15 protein-coding genes and 1 pseudogene are annotated in these 15,906 nt (G+C 42.6%); 2 read left to right on the top strand and 14 right to left on the bottom strand.

Annotated features, from left to right (window positions below; genetic code table 11):
* Positions 1 to 189: 189 nt before the first annotated feature.
* A complete protein-coding gene (locus KNL20_RS03855; protein WP_230399316.1) occupies positions 190 to 981 on the top strand; it encodes a helix-turn-helix domain-containing protein in 792 nt (263 codons plus the stop codon).
* A gap of 2 nt (positions 982 to 983) precedes the next feature.
* Here the strand turns inward: KNL20_RS03855 and KNL20_RS03850 are convergent, their stop codons facing one another.
* The 14 genes and pseudogenes from KNL20_RS03850 to KNL20_RS16230 form a co-directional block, all read right to left on the bottom strand.
* On the bottom strand, positions 984 to 2,600 hold the full coding sequence (locus KNL20_RS03850) for a response regulator (protein ID WP_230399315.1): 1,617 nt from the start codon (positions 2,598 to 2,600) through the stop codon (positions 984 to 986).
* Positions 2,601 to 2,604: 4 nt separating this feature from the next.
* Positions 2,605 to 3,837, bottom strand: a complete 1,233-nt coding sequence (locus KNL20_RS03845) for a sensor histidine kinase (protein WP_230399314.1) — start codon at positions 3,835 to 3,837, stop codon at positions 2,605 to 2,607.
* A gap of 134 nt (positions 3,838 to 3,971) precedes the next feature.
* Positions 3,972 to 4,826 carry a carbohydrate ABC transporter permease gene (locus tag KNL20_RS03840; protein WP_230399313.1) on the bottom strand — a complete coding sequence of 285 codons (855 nt, stop codon included), beginning with the start codon at positions 4,824 to 4,826 and terminating at the stop codon, positions 3,972 to 3,974.
* Positions 4,827 to 4,828: 2 nt separating this feature from the next.
* Entirely contained in the window at positions 4,829 to 5,725 is an 897-nt protein-coding gene (locus tag KNL20_RS03835) for a carbohydrate ABC transporter permease (RefSeq protein WP_230399312.1), read from the bottom strand.
* Between the two features lie 95 nt (positions 5,726 to 5,820).
* Positions 5,821 to 7,107, bottom strand: a complete 1,287-nt coding sequence (locus tag KNL20_RS03830; protein WP_230399311.1) for an ABC transporter substrate-binding protein — start codon at positions 7,105 to 7,107, stop codon at positions 5,821 to 5,823.
* Positions 7,108 to 7,123: 16 nt separating this feature from the next.
* Positions 7,124 to 7,780 carry a DUF4867 family protein gene (locus KNL20_RS03825; protein ID WP_230399310.1) on the bottom strand — a complete coding sequence of 219 codons (657 nt, stop codon included), beginning with the start codon at positions 7,778 to 7,780 and terminating at the stop codon, positions 7,124 to 7,126.
* A 27-nt stretch (positions 7,781 to 7,807) separates the two neighbouring features.
* Positions 7,808 to 9,187: an L-fucose/L-arabinose isomerase family protein gene (locus tag KNL20_RS03820; protein ID WP_230399309.1), complete on the bottom strand. Its 1,380-nt coding sequence runs from the start codon at positions 9,185 to 9,187 to the stop codon at positions 7,808 to 7,810.
* Complete coding sequence (locus KNL20_RS03815; protein WP_230399308.1) at positions 9,153 to 10,145, bottom strand: carbohydrate kinase family protein; 993 nt, start codon at positions 10,143 to 10,145, stop codon at positions 9,153 to 9,155. The genes KNL20_RS03820 and KNL20_RS03815 overlap by 35 nt, the downstream gene beginning before the upstream one ends.
* Before the next feature lie 11 nt (positions 10,146 to 10,156).
* Positions 10,157 to 11,008: a class II fructose-bisphosphate aldolase gene (locus KNL20_RS03810; RefSeq protein ID WP_230399307.1), complete on the bottom strand. Its 852-nt coding sequence runs from the start codon at positions 11,006 to 11,008 to the stop codon at positions 10,157 to 10,159.
* Between the two features lie 19 nt (positions 11,009 to 11,027).
* Positions 11,028 to 11,999: an aldo/keto reductase gene (locus KNL20_RS03805; protein WP_230399306.1), complete on the bottom strand. Its 972-nt coding sequence runs from the start codon at positions 11,997 to 11,999 to the stop codon at positions 11,028 to 11,030.
* The gene (locus KNL20_RS03800; RefSeq protein WP_230399305.1) at positions 11,986 to 13,167 is read right to left on the bottom strand and encodes an MFS transporter; all 1,182 of its coding nucleotides are present in this window, start codon (positions 13,165 to 13,167) and stop codon (positions 11,986 to 11,988) included. The genes KNL20_RS03805 and KNL20_RS03800 overlap by 14 nt, the downstream gene beginning before the upstream one ends.
* Positions 13,148 to 13,939 carry a ThuA domain-containing protein gene (locus tag KNL20_RS03795; protein ID WP_230399304.1) on the bottom strand — a complete coding sequence of 264 codons (792 nt, stop codon included), beginning with the start codon at positions 13,937 to 13,939 and terminating at the stop codon, positions 13,148 to 13,150. Before KNL20_RS03795 ends, KNL20_RS03800 begins: the two co-directional genes overlap by 20 nt.
* A 27-nt stretch (positions 13,940 to 13,966) precedes the next feature.
* Positions 13,967 to 15,031, bottom strand: a complete 1,065-nt coding sequence (locus tag KNL20_RS03790) for a Gfo/Idh/MocA family protein (protein WP_230399303.1) — start codon at positions 15,029 to 15,031, stop codon at positions 13,967 to 13,969.
* Between the two features lie 378 nt (positions 15,032 to 15,409).
* A pseudogene (locus tag KNL20_RS16230) lies at positions 15,410 to 15,673 on the bottom strand (4Fe-4S binding protein); the annotation flags it as partial.
* Between KNL20_RS16230 and KNL20_RS16355 the strand changes: the two are divergent.
* A complete protein-coding gene (locus tag KNL20_RS16355) occupies positions 15,627 to 15,884 on the top strand; it encodes a helix-turn-helix domain-containing protein (RefSeq protein WP_408637504.1) in 258 nt (85 codons plus the stop codon). The pseudogene KNL20_RS16230 and the gene KNL20_RS16355 overlap by 47 nt on opposite strands.
* Positions 15,885 to 15,906 lie beyond the last annotated feature (22 nt).

Raw genomic sequence — 15,906 nt, 5'->3', positions numbered from 1 at the left:
TATCAGTTCATTATAAAAATCTTAGATTTTTGTCTTGACAACTGAGCCACTATATATATAGATCTTCCAAACAAGTCTGCTGCCGGACGTTATTGTGAAGAAATAATAGAACTATATACTACTATAGCTTCTAATAAATGTCTTGAGCATTCTGTTTACTTTCTTCCGACCGGAGAATTATGTTTATTTATGGCAAATGATACGAAACAATCTTTAGTAAATTTTATGCAGTCATTATTTACTGAAAAATATGCCGGAACTTCTGCTGTAATTTTTGAATCTGAATATTTGACAGATTTATTGCAAAAGATTACGATCATGCAAAACCAAAATTCTCTGAGATGCTTTTTTTCAGGCCATTGGGTTCTCTTTAAACAGCTGTCATCGTTAAGAAATAGTACGGAAATATGTGCTTTTTCTGATCATCTTGAAAATCTGCTGGTATCCTATGTTGTAAATGATGCAACAGGTTTTTATGAAAACAAGCAGTTCTTACTGTATACGAACGAGCTATATAAAAGCTTTCCTTTTGAGCGAAAGAAATCCTGCTTTCGCTTTGTTACGAACTTTATTGGGCTTTCTGCAAAAAGTTCTGATTTTAAAGACATAAATGGTCTTATAAGTATATTTCCAAACAGCAAATCATCAAAATTAGACAGTGATGATTTAATCAACCGTATAAAAAATTATATTTCTCAGCATTACAATGAAGACTTAAGTATTCAGACACTCGGCGAAATATTTGATATCTCGCCAAATTACTTCAGTAAGATTTTTCATGAAAGGACAGGCACACGTTATATAGATTATATTACAAATTATAGAATAGATATTGCGAAAAAATTATTGAGGTCAAATCAGGAACTTACGATTCAACAGGTAAGTGATTCGATTGGATATTACAGCACACGCCATTTTGTAAAAACTTTTAAAAAGGTAACCGGAAGCTTACCAAGTGAATATAAATTGAAAAATTCATAGTTTCATCCGCCCGGCCTTTCAATGCTGGTTTTTTTTGTAGAAAGACTCCTCCTGAACTCCTTCGGTGTCATATGAAATTGCTTTTTAAAGCAGGAAATAAAATATGAGGAATCGCTGAAGCCAACATATTCGCCAATCTCACTGATGTGTAAGCCGCTGTTTTTCAACAAATCAGAAGCCGCCTTTAATCGGAAGGTCAGCAGATATTTGGAAAAGGTCTGTCCTGTTGTTGACTTAAAAAGCCGGCTCAGATAAGAAGCATTCATAAACAACTGCCGGTCTGCCAATTCCTGCAGTGAAATCTGCTGCTGATAATTTTCCTGCACATATTTAATGACCATATCCATAACACCCGCTGTATTGTCGTTGTCTTCAAGCGGACGGCTCATACATGCTTCTAATCTACTGATTATAAAATCTTCCAACTCGCAGATGCTATAAAACTGGTACAAATCATATGACTGCTCCTGAGCCAAATTTTCTATTGATCCCCACATACTTTCGGCTTCTGTGCGGAGCATGCTCGTAGTGCTTAGTATGTCGATGATTCCCTGATACAGCGGGTCTAATGATTTTAGATTCTGTATCCGCTTATCCGTAAAAAAAGTATGTACAATTTCATCCACTCTGTCAGAATTGTACTTTTGAAGTTCTTTTTTTAAGCCGAGCTTTTGTCCTTCCGTAAATAAAATCGTATGATCCTTTTCAATATCGGCATAAAAACAGACTTCATCCCAGCCCCTTAGCAGACGCAAATTAACAGCATCCACCGCATTTTTATAAGCTGTAATAAATTCGGACTTACCCCGCATAATATCACTGACTCCAACAGAAACCTGAGAACGGATCCGGCAGCTTATATAAATCATAATACTGTTTAGCAATATTTTAATTTCTTTTTCAGAAAGAGCCTTACACCGATCCGATAACACCAGCAGCCATTCATGACCAGCCGGAAAATACCAGAGTACCGTTTGCACTACGTGAAGTGCCTGCCATTTTTCAAGTAAATCGTACATCGTTTTCTGCTGCTCTTCGCTGTTATTATTTATTTGAACGACAGCAAGGCGGTACTTCTGCCAAATATTATTTTCCGGTATGCTTTCAATTAGTCGATTCAATAATTTTTCATTGTATAAGAGTTGTCTGACGGATAATTGCTGTTTGGAAAATTCCAATATGTCTTGCTCTTTTTGACGATTCTTGAATATTTCCTGTTCTTTTTTCCGGCAAATAATATGATTCACCGCATTCAGCAAGTCTGCCTGTGCAATCGGTTTTGTCAGATACTCTTTGACCCGATATCTAATCGCCTGCCTGGCATACGAAAATTCGGCATAACCGGATACTAAAATCACCTGCGTCCTATATTCCTTTTCCATAATACGCCTGGCCGTCTCTAACCCATCGATGTCCATCATCCGTATATCTGTGATCAGAATATCTGCATCCCCCTGTGTTTTTTCCAGATAGTCCAGGACCTGTGTACCTGAATCAAACTCTCCGACGATTTCTATCGGCATATCCGAACGCAGAAGCATACTGACAATCGCTTTTCTTGCAAGGGCTTCATCATCCGCTACAACAACCTTCATTTTGCATTCCACTTCTACGTTCATCCTGTTAGCTCCTTTCTGTATCTATTATTTTCAGATCTAAATATATTTCCGTATCTCCGTTTTTCTTTTCAACATGGACACCATAATCTTTTCCGTAGTACCCCTTTATCCGCGCATTTACATTCTTAAGTCCGATTGTTTCCCATTCGACTTCATCAAATTCATCTTCCAGAACATAGGATGCATTTTCTGATTCCAGAATCTGATTCCAATTTTCCACTTCTTGTTCCGTCATCTGACCGCCATTGTCCCAAATCACAAGTTTCAGGTCGTTCCCTTCACGGAACACATTAATTCCTATTCTCCCACCGGTACGTGTGTTTCTTAATCCATGGTTGATTGCATTTTCTAACATGGGCTGCAGCAGGAACTTCAGCATATTTAAGGATTCTATACCTTCCTGTACAGAAAATGTAACCCGAAACATATCCGGAAAACGAATCATTTGTATTGCCGTCAACAAGTAATTTCCCTGATCTATTTCAATCCTTTGAAACGTATCCTCTTCCTCCAGCAGCTGTTTCGTCTGTACTTTAAACTGCTCCAATATTTCCGGGTTATCATTCAAGGACAGCTTAGAGGATGGGGACTGGTAAATTAAGCCTTTATCATTCAGAACTACAATACCTGTGCTGTTGGCCTTTTTTGCGCCTTCATCCAGAACATCACATATCGTACTGAAATTAATATCTACTGCCAAAAGACCCAGAAATCTGTTGGAATTATAATCATATAAATAAGACAGCATTGTCACAACTCCGTATCTGAGGAGATCAATTTCTTCTTCAAAAACCTCCAAATAAACTGTTTTGCCAATACTGTCCAACTGTGTTTTTTCTGCTATATCTATAATCCGGCTTTTGTATTCATCGCTTACATAGCCAAGCGTACTGTAGGTTTCATCCTCCGCGATAATTGTAGCCCTGATTATATTCGGGTTAAATTCCACCGCATGCTTCATTGCTTTTTCTACATATCGGATGTTCTCCCACCGTTTATGAATCGGAAGCTCAACATTATTCTCTTCCAGAATAGATCTGTATTCTTTATCATACAATTGAATGTTTTTTAACTGATCCGAACTAGTCAGCACCGTATTCAGAAGAATATCTATGTTCTCATTCAGCTGAACCATATAACGAATACTTTCATTTTGAATATCGGTGATGGTTTGTTTGCAGAACAGAAGAAAAATACATACGATCAGTATCCAAAGCACACCAAATGATGCTATCATCTTTCCCCTTAAGGAGCGTCTATAAAACCACTTTTTCACCACCGATTGTCCTTTCATATCGCACAATAAGTTACTTTGTTAACCTCTCTCGCATATATTACCACTTCCATTAATTTCATACAACGCAAAATTTATCAACTCTTCACTGCTCCCTGGGTCAGACCGTCCACAATATAACGCTGTGCAAAGATATATACCAGAACGATGGGAACGATGGCCACCAGATAGGAAGCAAATGCCATATTATAGTCAAACGTGTACTGTGATTTAAAATTGTACTGGAACAAAGGCAACGTCCATGAATTCGGGGATTTACTTAAAATCAACAAGGACAGCTGGAAGTCATTCCAAATCCACATCGCATTTAATACGAGCACCGTGACCAGCATAGGGCTGATCAGTGGAAGTACAATGCGCCAATAGGCTCCAAAAGTCGTACATCCGTCGATCAATGCGGCAGATTCCAAATCAGAAGGTACGGAGCGGATATAGTTTACCAGTAAAAAGATTGCCTGTGGTGCCGCTAATGTAACATGTAAAAGAATCAGCCCAAATTGATTGTTCAGCTTCAAATTTGCCGTGTAGTTTACCAGTGGAACCATAACCGCCTGAAACGGAACAAAAAGTCCGGCCAGGATATACCAGTAGATAAACTTGAAATACTTCTGTTTCATATTCCTTGAAATCGCATAAGCACACATCGGAGCCAAAAGCATGATTAATGCCACTGCTGCTATCGTAATAAACAAAGAGTTCGAAAAGTATCTTACATAATTTGACTTCCCGAACACGGCCCGAAAGTTATCCAGATAGAATGTTTTCGGAAATGCAAAGAAATTTTCCGTTGACTCAGCCGGGGATTTAAAGGATGTAATCAGTGTAATATACAGCGGATATAATATCAGGAGTATTCCCGCCAGCAATGCGCCATATACAAGAACCTTAAACAGCACCGTTTTAAATGATAATTGTTTTTTCCTCGTGCCCATAATCATTCCTCCCCTACCTGTTTACTGCTGGTTAATCTCAATGTGAAGAAGGATATAAGGCCGACTACAGCAAATAATACCATAGATATCGTTACCGACTGGCTATACTTGCTTTCCAGCAGAGCATACTTGTAAATCAACAGGCCGACAGCTTCTGTAGCACGTCCGGGGCCTCCATCCGTCATTGCTTTAATATAATCGAAAATCGTAAGTCCTGCCTTCGTCTGCGTAATAATAATCATATTGATAACCGGAATCAAAAAAGGAATCGTAATATTTTTAAACCTTGCAAAGGGACCGGCTCCATCAATCGTCGCTGCCTCATACAATTCAGACGGCACCCCTTGCAGCCCGGCAATCAACAGCATAACAGGGACAGCGCACCCCTGCCACAGATTGACAATCAGGATTGCATACATCGCCAGCTTCGGATTTCCCAGCATACTGCCGCTTAACCATTCCACGCCAATCTTTTGCCCGATCACCGGAATTACCCGGTAAAACAACTCATTCCAAATCAATCCAACCGTTACCAGACTCAGCACGGCCGGCAGAAAATAAATAGACCGAAAGAGTGTGGAAAAGAATTTAATACGGTTAATCATCAGTGCCACTGCCATAGAAATGGCCAATGTTAAGATAACAAGTAACACCATATACACAACATTAAATTTAATTGAATTCAGAAAACGGGCATCCTTAAAAATTTTAATATAATTAGAAAGTCCGACTACTTTATAACTGCTGCTTAAGCCATTCCAATTTGTCAGGCTATAATAAAAGCCTATTAAAATGGGTATAAGAAATAAAAAAGAATATAAAAATACGATGGGGATCGTAAACCCAATCATTCCCCAGTTGATTTTTTTCTTATGAGGAATAATACCTTCTTGTGACATAGAAATGTCCTCCCTTTTGTTGATATACAGAAAACCCCGCCGCTAAAACCTTTCCCCGATTTCAGGGCGGGGGCATCAAACACCTTATTTGTATCTTATTCTGCCGTTAATTCTTTCCAAATCTCATCCAGTTTGGTCAGGCATTTTGATACATCGCCGTCCATGATCATTTCCTGCAGTTCCGCACGCTTCTCCTGTTCAAATCCCGGAGGCGGAGCCACTGCATCCAGCACACCGTTTTTATCAACAGACTCTGTCACCCTTTGTGCCTCCGGAATATCCGGTACCACACCCTTAATTGCCGAGAGTGAATGATCTCTGTCTGAAAAGATCTGTGCAGCTTCCGTGCTGGTCAGATACTGCATGAATGTATCAACAGCCTCTTTGTTATCATTTTTATTCTTTCCTGCTGCGACAGCTAAATCCACACGCACGGTTTCTTTTGTTTCTCCGGTATCTGTCGGCCAGGGGAAGATTTTAAAGCTTGCATCCGGATTGGCAGACTGCAGGGAAGGTAATACAAAAGAACCTGACGGCATCATCATACCTTTTCCATTGACGAAATCCGTAATCGCCTGGTCGTAGCTGACAGAAATGCTGTCACTCTGTGCATTGTCGTTCACCCATTTCATTTTTTCCAGGGTTGCTTTTGCTATTGGATTCTTGGAAAAACTATCCTTGCCCGCTTTCATATCCTCATAAAAATCTTTATATGAGCCCATATCTTTTGTCATAATACCAGTCCACAGATAGGAAGTAGTCCAGGCATCCTTATTTGACAGGACAAATGGGGTTTCGCCGTCCTCTTTCATCTTGTCCACTAAAGCAACCAGGTCACTCCAGGTTTCCGGAACCTCATACCCTTTTTCTTTGAAACTGTTCTCTTCATAATAAACACCATTGTATTCGATTGAAATCGGTGCAATGTAATTCTTCCCATCAACCTCTGCAGATTTCAGATATTCCGGAATTACATTCTCGGTACATGGCTTACCCGTAATATCAAGAACTTTTCCTTCTTTGACAAAGTTGGCAAAGTTGGCGTCAATCGGATAATGTGTAAACACATCCGGTAAGTCATCTGCTGCCGCTCTGGTCATCAGTACCGTCTCCCCGTCCGGAACTGTAACCTGTTCCACATCAATCTTGGGATGCTGTTTTTCAAACTCTGCAATCAGATAGTCCATCGTGTCAACCGCTTCCTTTTTCATCTGGAAGAACTCAATCTTTGTTACATCACCTGTTTTCGAACTTCCTGTCTCTGTTGATCCTGCGGATGATGACGCATCTTTCTGTCCGCTGCTCTGCTCAGATCCACAGGCGGTGAGCATGCATACGCTCAATGCAGCAAGTGCAATCGCTACTGTTTTCTTTTTCCCCATGTCGTAAATCCTCCAATTATTTATATTTTAATTTTAAATTAATACCGTCGTTCTCGCTTCCCCGCCCTGTATCTTTGTGGTAAATAATCCATGAATTTCTGGCCTTTAGGTAAGGATCCGCTGTCGCTTCCAGTAATGCTTCGTTGGTATGTGCAGGCAGCGCCACTACCGTGCTGAAACCTTCCTTCTGCACCTCAATCGGTGTAAAATGCAATACCAATGGGTTCAAAGCGATTGCATACCCTTTCGGCACGTAGACCGCCTTCACCTGCCTGCTGTTCAGATGTACTTTTCCATCTTCCGAATGCTCTAAAGAGGAATATTCTGCAAGGAATAATACAAGATCTGTCACAGCTACATTTACTTCACAGCCATAATGCCACTCCATTCCATCCATGATTTGATTATGCCCGGCACAAAATCCGACTTCCACCGGCATTTGCCCATATACTTCTGTCTCTAAATAATGCCGTTCCTTTTCCAGGGTCATCAGACCGGTATCTTCTGCTGCATAATCCACTCCCTGTCCCGGAATCGGTATGTTCTTCTCCATGTATTCCACATAAGTATTCAGATCTTTCTTAAGTACCTTACCAAATGCCTTAAATCCGGAATCATTTACATGTATTACCGCAATATCCGGATTATTGCTCTTTACTTCTTCTATCGTCATGATACTTCCTCCAATTACAGTTCTGCTCTACAGACTTTCCGGATATCCACCCGGCGGATCCCATTTCACCGGAAGATACCGGGCCGCCTCTTGAATTGCGGTAATGTATTTCCCATAAACCCCGGCTACATGGTGAATATAGGGACCGTAGACAAATGTCTCCTCCATCTTCTTCCAATCTCCGGTTTCAAACCAGACATACGAACCGGTGGTTTCCGGGCCTTCCACAGCCTTACCTTCTGCAGCTGTGAGGTAGTAGGAGCCTTCAATTTCATCACATCGAAGAATCGTAATGTCACCCTCCTTCAGTTCCCAGGTTGCATATGCATCTACCATGCGTGCCTGACATTCTTCTTTTTTCAAAGAATAAGGGAAGGGACCGCAATGCCATAGTAATTCAGCGTTATCATTCTCCGGATGACGAATCGTCAGATCTGCAAAGAATATTGCCTGTTCATTTAGTGCCGCTGCCTGTGCAATCACAGATGTCAGTGCTCCGTTCAGGTCACATTCGCAGGCCAGCGGTAATCCCATATCGGCCAATTCACTGATAATCATACATGGCGGCACACCGATTGCATCAGGGAAAAGCGTCCAGCATTCAATTGCACCTGCCCGGCAGTCATTCTTTTCAAGTGTGGCGAGCACCGTCACTTTTAATGCGGCTATTCGCTGTAGCTGCTCCGTCGTCATCGCCTGGCAATCCATCTTATCTTTCAGCTTCTGCACTTCGCTTTCTACCGCAGGATCATGACTGTCTGCCAGCTTTAAAGTATCTCTGATAATACTATATGGAGAAACCGGAACCACCTCAATACCAAACTTTTCTACAAGTGCAGCTTCACTGGCAATGACACTCATAAACTGTGTGGGACGCTGACCGATTTGCGCAATCCGAAGATCTTTCAAATCCCGGACAATCGTTGCTGTCCGCAAAAAGTTAACGTATCCTTTTCTGAATTCCTCTGTGTCCGTATCCACATTATATATGTAACTAAAAGTTATGTGGTTACGACTCAAAACTTTCGCATCCGCAAAGATACCACATTGTGTATCCCGGCCGAACATTCCCGGCCGGCTGGGATACTGGTCACGAGGTCCCCAAAGCAACACCGGCAATCTGAACTCTCTTAATATTTTAACCGCTATCTGTTCCTCACCAAAGTCACAATGTAATAAAAATACAGCATCGACTTTTTCCTGTTTGAATTTCTCCACGACAGGCTTTATATCCTCCGGTCTGTAAGCGATACCTCTGTTGCAGATATCCTCGATATCAATCAGTGTAACAGCATCTTGCTTCATTGTCCTGATTGCCTCAAATACACGTTCTTTTTCTGCTGCGGCAACATCCAGAGACAAATAGCTTCTTTTAATGGGCAATACACCCAGTCTCAATTTTCTCATCTGCAAGCTGCTCCAACCCCCTTTCATAATATGCAACCCTTTTGTCTAACGCTTCGTCCTGTATCTCGCCGGTCTTAAGGAAATGCTCTGTCATCTCTCTTGTCGGAATGCCGGCTCTTCCTCCAATGCGCGTGCACTTAATCGCACTGACTGCACTGGAGAACTCTGCTGCTTCAACCGGCGTCATGCCGCGCACCAGACAACTGGCGAATGCTCCATGAAACACATCGCCGGCACCAACCGTATCAACGACCGGCACATGAAAAGCTTCCTGGCAGAAAAAACCACCTTTCCAAAGACCAATACAGCCTTTGGAACCCTTTGTGTAGATTGCCACCTGCGGACCCCAGGATAAAGTCGTTTTAAGATTCTTTTCCTCCTCGTCATCGGTAAAATAATGGTCATAGACAAATTGAGACGCAATCAACACATCCACATACTGGTACACTTCTTCCAGACGGGGATAGTAATTATCCGCATCGAGTAATACGGTTACCCCATTTTCTTTTGCAATCCGGGCTGCTTCTAATCCGATATCATCCACCCACGCCAAATGCAGCACTTTCGCCTGCTTAACCATTTCAAAATCGATTTCCGTTTCCAGCAGCGGGGAAGTCTTTGCGGAACGCATGATAATACTGCGTCCTCTTGTTTCTTCATCCGACAAAACAAGTGAAAACCCTGTCCTGCCGCCGGGCCTTACCTTTACGCCGGAAATATCTACTCCATGCCGAATCAAGTCATTGCAGCAGAATCTGCCAAAAATATCATCCCCTACGGTACCGCAAAGCGCTGCAGCTGCTCCAAGACGTGATGCTGCAGCCAACCCCGTGGATACCTGCCCTCCGCCTTGCCAGCTTTGTTTCTGCATATACATAGCCTCATTCGATCCAGGCAGGTGAGGCAATGTACACAGAAAATCAATGCCCGGATTTTCAAACCCTATAATGTCTGCCATATGATTTACCCCTATTTCCCGGAATGATCAGGATTTAACATACGGATCTTATCCCGCACAAAATTTATACAGGGTTCCTTAATCGTCTCTAATCCTTCAAAATAGTACTGATGTGGCTGTACCTGCCCTATATACGCCTTCATAGAATCAAAAAATATTTTCTCATATTCCGTGGCAATATTGAATTTACTTACACCGCAGCGTACTGCATTCTGCATCTGATCTGTTGGAATACCAGAACCGCCATGCATAACAAGAGGAACCGATACATTTTTACGTAGTTTCTTAATCAGCTCAAAATCCAATTCAGGCATACGTACATAATCGCCATGTCCGTTACCAACAGCGACTGCCAGTGAATCCACTCCGGTGCGGCGGACAAATTCTGCTGCCTGTTCCGGATCCGTAAAGTTACTGCTGTGAAGATCGCCTTCCTCCAGTGCAGAACCCACATGTCCAAGTTCGGCCTCCACATCTACACCGGCTGCATGGGCAAAGCGGACAGTTTCTGCCGAAAGGGCAACGTTCTCTTCATACGGCAGGGAAGAGCCGTCAATCATGACCGAAGGAAAACCGCTCATCATAGCTTCTACCGCTATTTCACATCTGTTGGAATGATCCAGATGAATTCCGACCGGAACCTTTGCCTCCGTCGCCAATCTTTTTGCAATATCCACCACTACCGGCATCGGGATGAAAGAAGACATCCCCGGCCAAAACTGTACAATTATGGGCATATCTTCCTGCTCCGCCGCCTGAATAGCCCATGCAATACTCTCATAATTAAATACATTCATTGCCGGGATTCCATATCCCTTGTCCGTAGCTTTTTTTAACATATCATTTACTTTTTGTAGTGACATTCTCTTTCTCCTTCTTTTCTCAATCAGTCATTATTGTTGCATTGAAAAAGTTCACAAAACGAGGCAAGGTATCTGTAAACTGCCTGCTGTAATCATCAATTTCTTTATAGTCGGCTGCTGTCAGCTCAAAGCTTGTTGCTTTCAGATTTTCTGCAACCTGTGCGGCATTTCGTCCCCCCACAATCGGAGCTGTGATTCCCGGTGTCTGCATCAGCCAGCGAATCGCAATCTGCGCCTGGGTTCTGTCGTACTTCTCTGCATATGACTTCAGGAAGTCAGCCACCTTTAAAGCACCATCGAAATATGGATGGAGAAAGAGCGGTGCCTCACTGCGTCCGTCTGTCTTCGGGAAAACCTTATCGCTCTTATATTTTCCTGTCAAAAGTCCCTGTGCCAGCGGACTGTAGGGAATAACGCCCACATGATTCTCTTTACAATACGCGAACTCCGGCCCATCCAAAAAACGCCAAACCAGACTGTAACACGGCTGGATGATATCGACATCCCCATATCTCCGCGCTTCTTTCAGCTGCTCAAGGCTGAAATTTGAAACTCCGATTGAACGGATCTTGCCTTCTTCTTTCAACTGCATCAATGACTCCATCGTATCCTCTATGGGATCGCCCGCTATGGAGGGATAATGGATAAAATATACATCCAGATAATCCATTCCTAAAAATTTCAGGCTTCTCTCACAGGCAGGTCTTACATGATCCTTCGGCAGATCCGGACGCCATATCTTTGAAATGATTGTCATCTCTTCCCTTGGCAGTCCTTTCACCGCTTTTCCAAGCACCTCTTCCGATAGCCCATTTCCATAGACATAGGCTGTATCAAAGGTTGTAATTCCGCCTTCCCATGCGGTATGTATGGCTTTTTCAGATTCCAGCCGATCGGAAGCTCCCCAGTACCCCGCGTCACCCATCAACCACGTTCCCAAAATCATTTCTGAAATACGAATATCCGTATTTCCAAGCTTATTTTTTTTCATTCACACTTCTCCTAATTATAAAGTATAAAATTGCCATTACAATCGTAAACACTATCATGCCTGTTCCGAGTACTTGATAAGTCGCTGCCATTCCACGTCTTTCTATCAACCAGCCGCCGCCTACATTGCCAATGATATTGCCGATTCCCAGCTGTGCAACTACAAGAGCGCTTTGTATCCGTACCCGCATAGCTTCTGAGACCAGGCTGCCCAGATAAATAACACTGTTGTAATAAAAGGTCATAAACGATATACCCGCCAAAATTTGTGCCAGAACCACCATTTCAAACGAACCGGCTTTTGCTAAAAGCAACCCCCGAACGCCTAATGCTCCTGTAGCCAACAATAAAATCACGAGAACGGGCACCTTCTTCCCTATCCTGTTCGCAAGAAAGTAAACCGGCAATTCACTTAAGGCACAAAACATCATTGCATATCCGATGTGATCCGCACTGTATCCCATCTCTACCAGATAAGGACCTAAGAAGCTGCTGTTATGACTGACCATAACCTGCACGGCGCAGGCCAGCAACAGTACAAACAAGACCTGCGGTGTAAGCAGACGTTCTTTCCGGTTTCCTTCGGATGTCTTTTTTTCTTCCGTTTGGATCCCTGTTTTTTGCTCGGGAATTCGTATTGCAATTAAGAACATCATCAAATACATACCGGCCGTAAGTGCAAAAGAAAGCCGGCTATCTGCTTTGACGATTGTGCCTGACACCGCTGCAGCAGCCACATAACCCAGGCTCCCGCCCATGCGGATAAAGGAGTAGGACTGTGCCTTCCTTTTCTCCTCATTCATGGCCAATGCATTTCCCAACGGTGTAACACATGTCTGAAAAGAAAAGTACAAAATATTGACAAAAAACAAAGCGACAAATCCCTTAGCGGCTGCAAACAGCGAAACACTGATCATCGCTGCAAGAACCACCAGCCGCAGAATTAAAACTGTTCTTCCCGTCCGGTCTGCAAGCATCGACCAGACCGGCTGCACCAGCACTGCACACAACGCGGCTACTGAGGAAAGAATTCCTATTTCCATAGCAGGTATGCCCTGTTCGCCATAATAGACGGCAACATAAGGAAGAAAGCACGCTTCGGCAGCAAAACACAAGGCAAAGATTCCAAACAGTTTTAGCGCAAGCTTATCACTTTGATTGTTGCTCATGCAATCCACTTACCTCCGTAAAGTCTTTGGCTCTCTCAAACTCTATCGTCGGAATTGCCTGTGCAAAATCATAGGTGACCTTTGGGAAGTTAAGCGGCCGTGCCCATCTCACGGCATTGATAAGAATCTGTTGTATTTCCGGGATTTCAAAGGTAGGAAATGCCTCATGTCCACACCGTAAATAAAACACCTTTCCCATTCCTCTATGCCAGCAGCAACCGGAACGGAATACCTCTCCGCCTTCAAACCAACTGATAAATACCTGTTCGTCCGGCCGTGGAATCATAAAATGTTCCCCGTACATCTCCTCATTCGGCAGCACAATTTTTTCAGGTAAGCCTTCTGCAATTGGATGCGAAGGATCCACGACCCACATAACCTCTTTTTCTCCATCCTCCCTCCACTTGAGCCAAACGGTGTCCGTACCCATTAGTTTGTGGAAGATTTTTGAATCATGAGCCGAGTGTAATGCGATGAATCCCATGCCTTCCATAGTGATTCTCTTGAATATGCGCTCTACAACTTCGTCGCTTACCTCTTTCTGTGCTATATGCCCCCACCAGATCAGAACATCCGTATGATTCAGTACTTCCTCTGTCAGCCCATGCTCCGGCTCCCGCAAGGTAGCCGTCTTCACATCCATTCCTGCTTTTGTCAGGAAGTCCGCAATACAGCCATGTATTCCCTTTGGATATACCTTACGGATTTCCTCAAACTGCACCTCATGTAAATTTTCATTCCAGACCGTTACACGAATTTTATCTGTCTTCATTTTTTCTCCCTTCTACGTTTCATATAGTTAAAGCTCGCGCCAGCTTCCTGATTTTGCAGATTCTATTACTGCATCTATGACTTTCTGATCCCTTAAACCGTCAAAAATATCAGCCGATAAGCCATCACCTTTTTTCAGACAGATATCTGCAAAGGACTGCATCTGATCCACATAATATTTATCGGGAATCGGCAGCTTTGTAAACTTATTTACAGATGCATAAGGCTCTCCGATGCATACCTCCAACTCATCCACTCCAGGTGTCTCATCCAGCTTATAAATCAACGCCCCCTTGCTCCCTGACAGCTCCAGTCTCTGATAATTCCCTCTGCCGTATGCAAACCGGGTGAACAAAAATGATGCAGAAATATGATCGTCTAATTCAGCCAGAAAATGTGTAAAATCGTCCACATCCACTTTACCGATACCGCCTTCATTTTTACGTCGTTCCTTTACATACGTGCCTTGATTACCGATTACCTTCGTATAATCTTTTCCGGTTATGAACCGAACCAAATCTATTCCATGACTGCCTAAATCACCAAGCACTCCGGAGCCTGCGTGCTCTTTCGCATGGTACCACCGCATAGGCACGTCCTGAAAAGGCATACCCCATGCCTGAAAATACTGCATATGCGCATGATAGATTTCTCCCAGTTCTCCGGACTGTACTAAATCCCGGGCATACCGTGCAGCAGCTTTAAAGCGATAAGAGAAGCAGACCATATGTGCCAATCCTTTTTCCTTCGTCATCTCCGCCAGCGTATTTGCCTGTGACGTATTCAATCCCACAGGTTTTTCCAGATTATATGGCTTTCCTGCTTCTATTGCGTATTTTGCAACGGGATAGTGTACATCATTCGGGGTACAGATGTCGACTGCATCTACATCCGGACAGTTAATCAAATCCCTGAAATCGGTAAAACAATGCGCATCATCGATTCCATATAATGTTTGTGTGGCTTTCAATGCGTCGGGATTAATATCGCAAATAGCCTTTAATTCTAAATCGGGGCTTTTCTGAATACCAGGTAAGTGAACGCCATTTGCAATAAAACCCAATCCAACTATACCTATGCCTATCTTTCTCACTCATCTTCCTCCGTATTATTTCTTTGAAATAGATATCTTTTTGTTTACGGTGTAATATTAACAAAGTATCGTATTTTTTAGTATAAATTTTATTACTTATTTATACCAATATTTTGACACAAATGTAAATGGTGAAAATATTGCCAAATAATCTTTTCACATATGGGTGTATGCAAAAAATCCATCTAAAGGTTTTACCCTAAAGATGGATTTTTCTGTTATTTCTTGTTATCTTTTTTTGCGCTTCTGTCTTGCTCTCTCTAGTATCGTGTCGATATTTTCACGGATTTTCTGTAACCGTCTCACCCTTCCAGTCGCGGATGCCTCCAAACTCAACAATATTCGTATATCCCAGATCTGCTAACTTTTTTGATGACTGCTTGCTCCGTTAAAAACCAGATATGTATTCCATAACATCTGAAAAAACATAACAAAAAAGAATATCAGGAAACCATAGCGGAACCCTTTGCTTTTCATCCACTTAGGGATATCTTTTTTTCGTGACAATCCATATTTTCCGCCAAGCAATCCGAATAATTGCCCCCGTCCGCAATAACAATTGCAATAGCCTTTGTTGCCACCTGCTACAGCCATAATGAGCGGAATGAAGAAGCACAGCAACCCCAACCACGCAAACAAAACTATTTTGCATAACACAGATATGAGTGTGGAAAAAATTGCAGATATCTGCGGTTATTCCAGTGAAGTGCATCTGTATCGGCAATTTTGTCAGAAGACCGGGATGACACCGAAGGATTACAGAAAGACCCCTGGAAATGCCCCTCTATATGCTTTTCCAGAGGACAGCTTTAATTCTTGGAATTTATTGCTGAAGGTGATTATCTCCACTTAGATTAAATCGAAGAAATCTTTCT

The organism is Novisyntrophococcus fermenticellae, from assembly GCF_018866245.1.
Taxonomy (GTDB): domain Bacteria; phylum Bacillota; class Clostridia; order Lachnospirales; family Lachnospiraceae; genus Novisyntrophococcus; species Novisyntrophococcus fermenticellae.
Note: the sequence above shows the minus strand (reverse complement) of the source record. Positions and strands in the feature narration are given on the sequence as shown.

Bases quoted from the DNA above. Each gene is read 5' to 3' on its own strand.
- KNL20_RS03825 (WP_230399310.1), bottom strand. From the start codon at position 7,780: ATGACGATAGAAGAAGTAAAGAGCAATAATCCGGATATTGCGGTAATA.
- KNL20_RS03810 (WP_230399307.1), bottom strand. From the start codon at position 11,008: ATGTCACTACAAAAAGTAAATGATATGTTAAAAAAAGCTACGGACAAG.
- KNL20_RS03815 (WP_230399308.1), bottom strand. From the start codon at position 10,145: ATGGCAGACATTATAGGGTTTGAAAATCCGGGCATTGATTTTCTGTGT.
- KNL20_RS03850 (WP_230399315.1), bottom strand. From the start codon at position 2,600: ATGAACGTAGAAGTGGAATGCAAAATGAAGGTTGTTGTAGCGGATGAT.
- KNL20_RS03795 (WP_230399304.1), bottom strand. From the start codon at position 13,939: ATGAAGACAGATAAAATTCGTGTAACGGTCTGGAATGAAAATTTACAT.
- KNL20_RS03800 (WP_230399305.1), bottom strand. From the start codon at position 13,167: ATGAGCAACAATCAAAGTGATAAGCTTGCGCTAAAACTGTTTGGAATC.
- KNL20_RS16355 (WP_408637504.1), top strand. From the start codon at position 15,627: ATGAGCGGAATGAAGAAGCACAGCAACCCCAACCACGCAAACAAAACT.
- KNL20_RS03820 (WP_230399309.1), bottom strand. From the start codon at position 9,187: ATGAGAAAATTGAGACTGGGTGTATTGCCCATTAAAAGAAGCTATTTG.
- KNL20_RS03835 (WP_230399312.1), bottom strand. From the start codon at position 5,725: ATGTCACAAGAAGGTATTATTCCTCATAAGAAAAAAATCAACTGGGGA.
- KNL20_RS03805 (WP_230399306.1), bottom strand. From the start codon at position 11,999: ATGAAAAAAAATAAGCTTGGAAATACGGATATTCGTATTTCAGAAATG.
- KNL20_RS03845 (WP_230399314.1), bottom strand. From the start codon at position 3,837: ATGATAGCATCATTTGGTGTGCTTTGGATACTGATCGTATGTATTTTT.
- KNL20_RS03830 (WP_230399311.1), bottom strand. From the start codon at position 7,107: ATGGGGAAAAAGAAAACAGTAGCGATTGCACTTGCTGCATTGAGCGTA.
- KNL20_RS03840 (WP_230399313.1), bottom strand. From the start codon at position 4,826: ATGGGCACGAGGAAAAAACAATTATCATTTAAAACGGTGCTGTTTAAG.
- KNL20_RS03855 (WP_230399316.1), top strand. From the start codon at position 190: ATGGCAAATGATACGAAACAATCTTTAGTAAATTTTATGCAGTCATTA.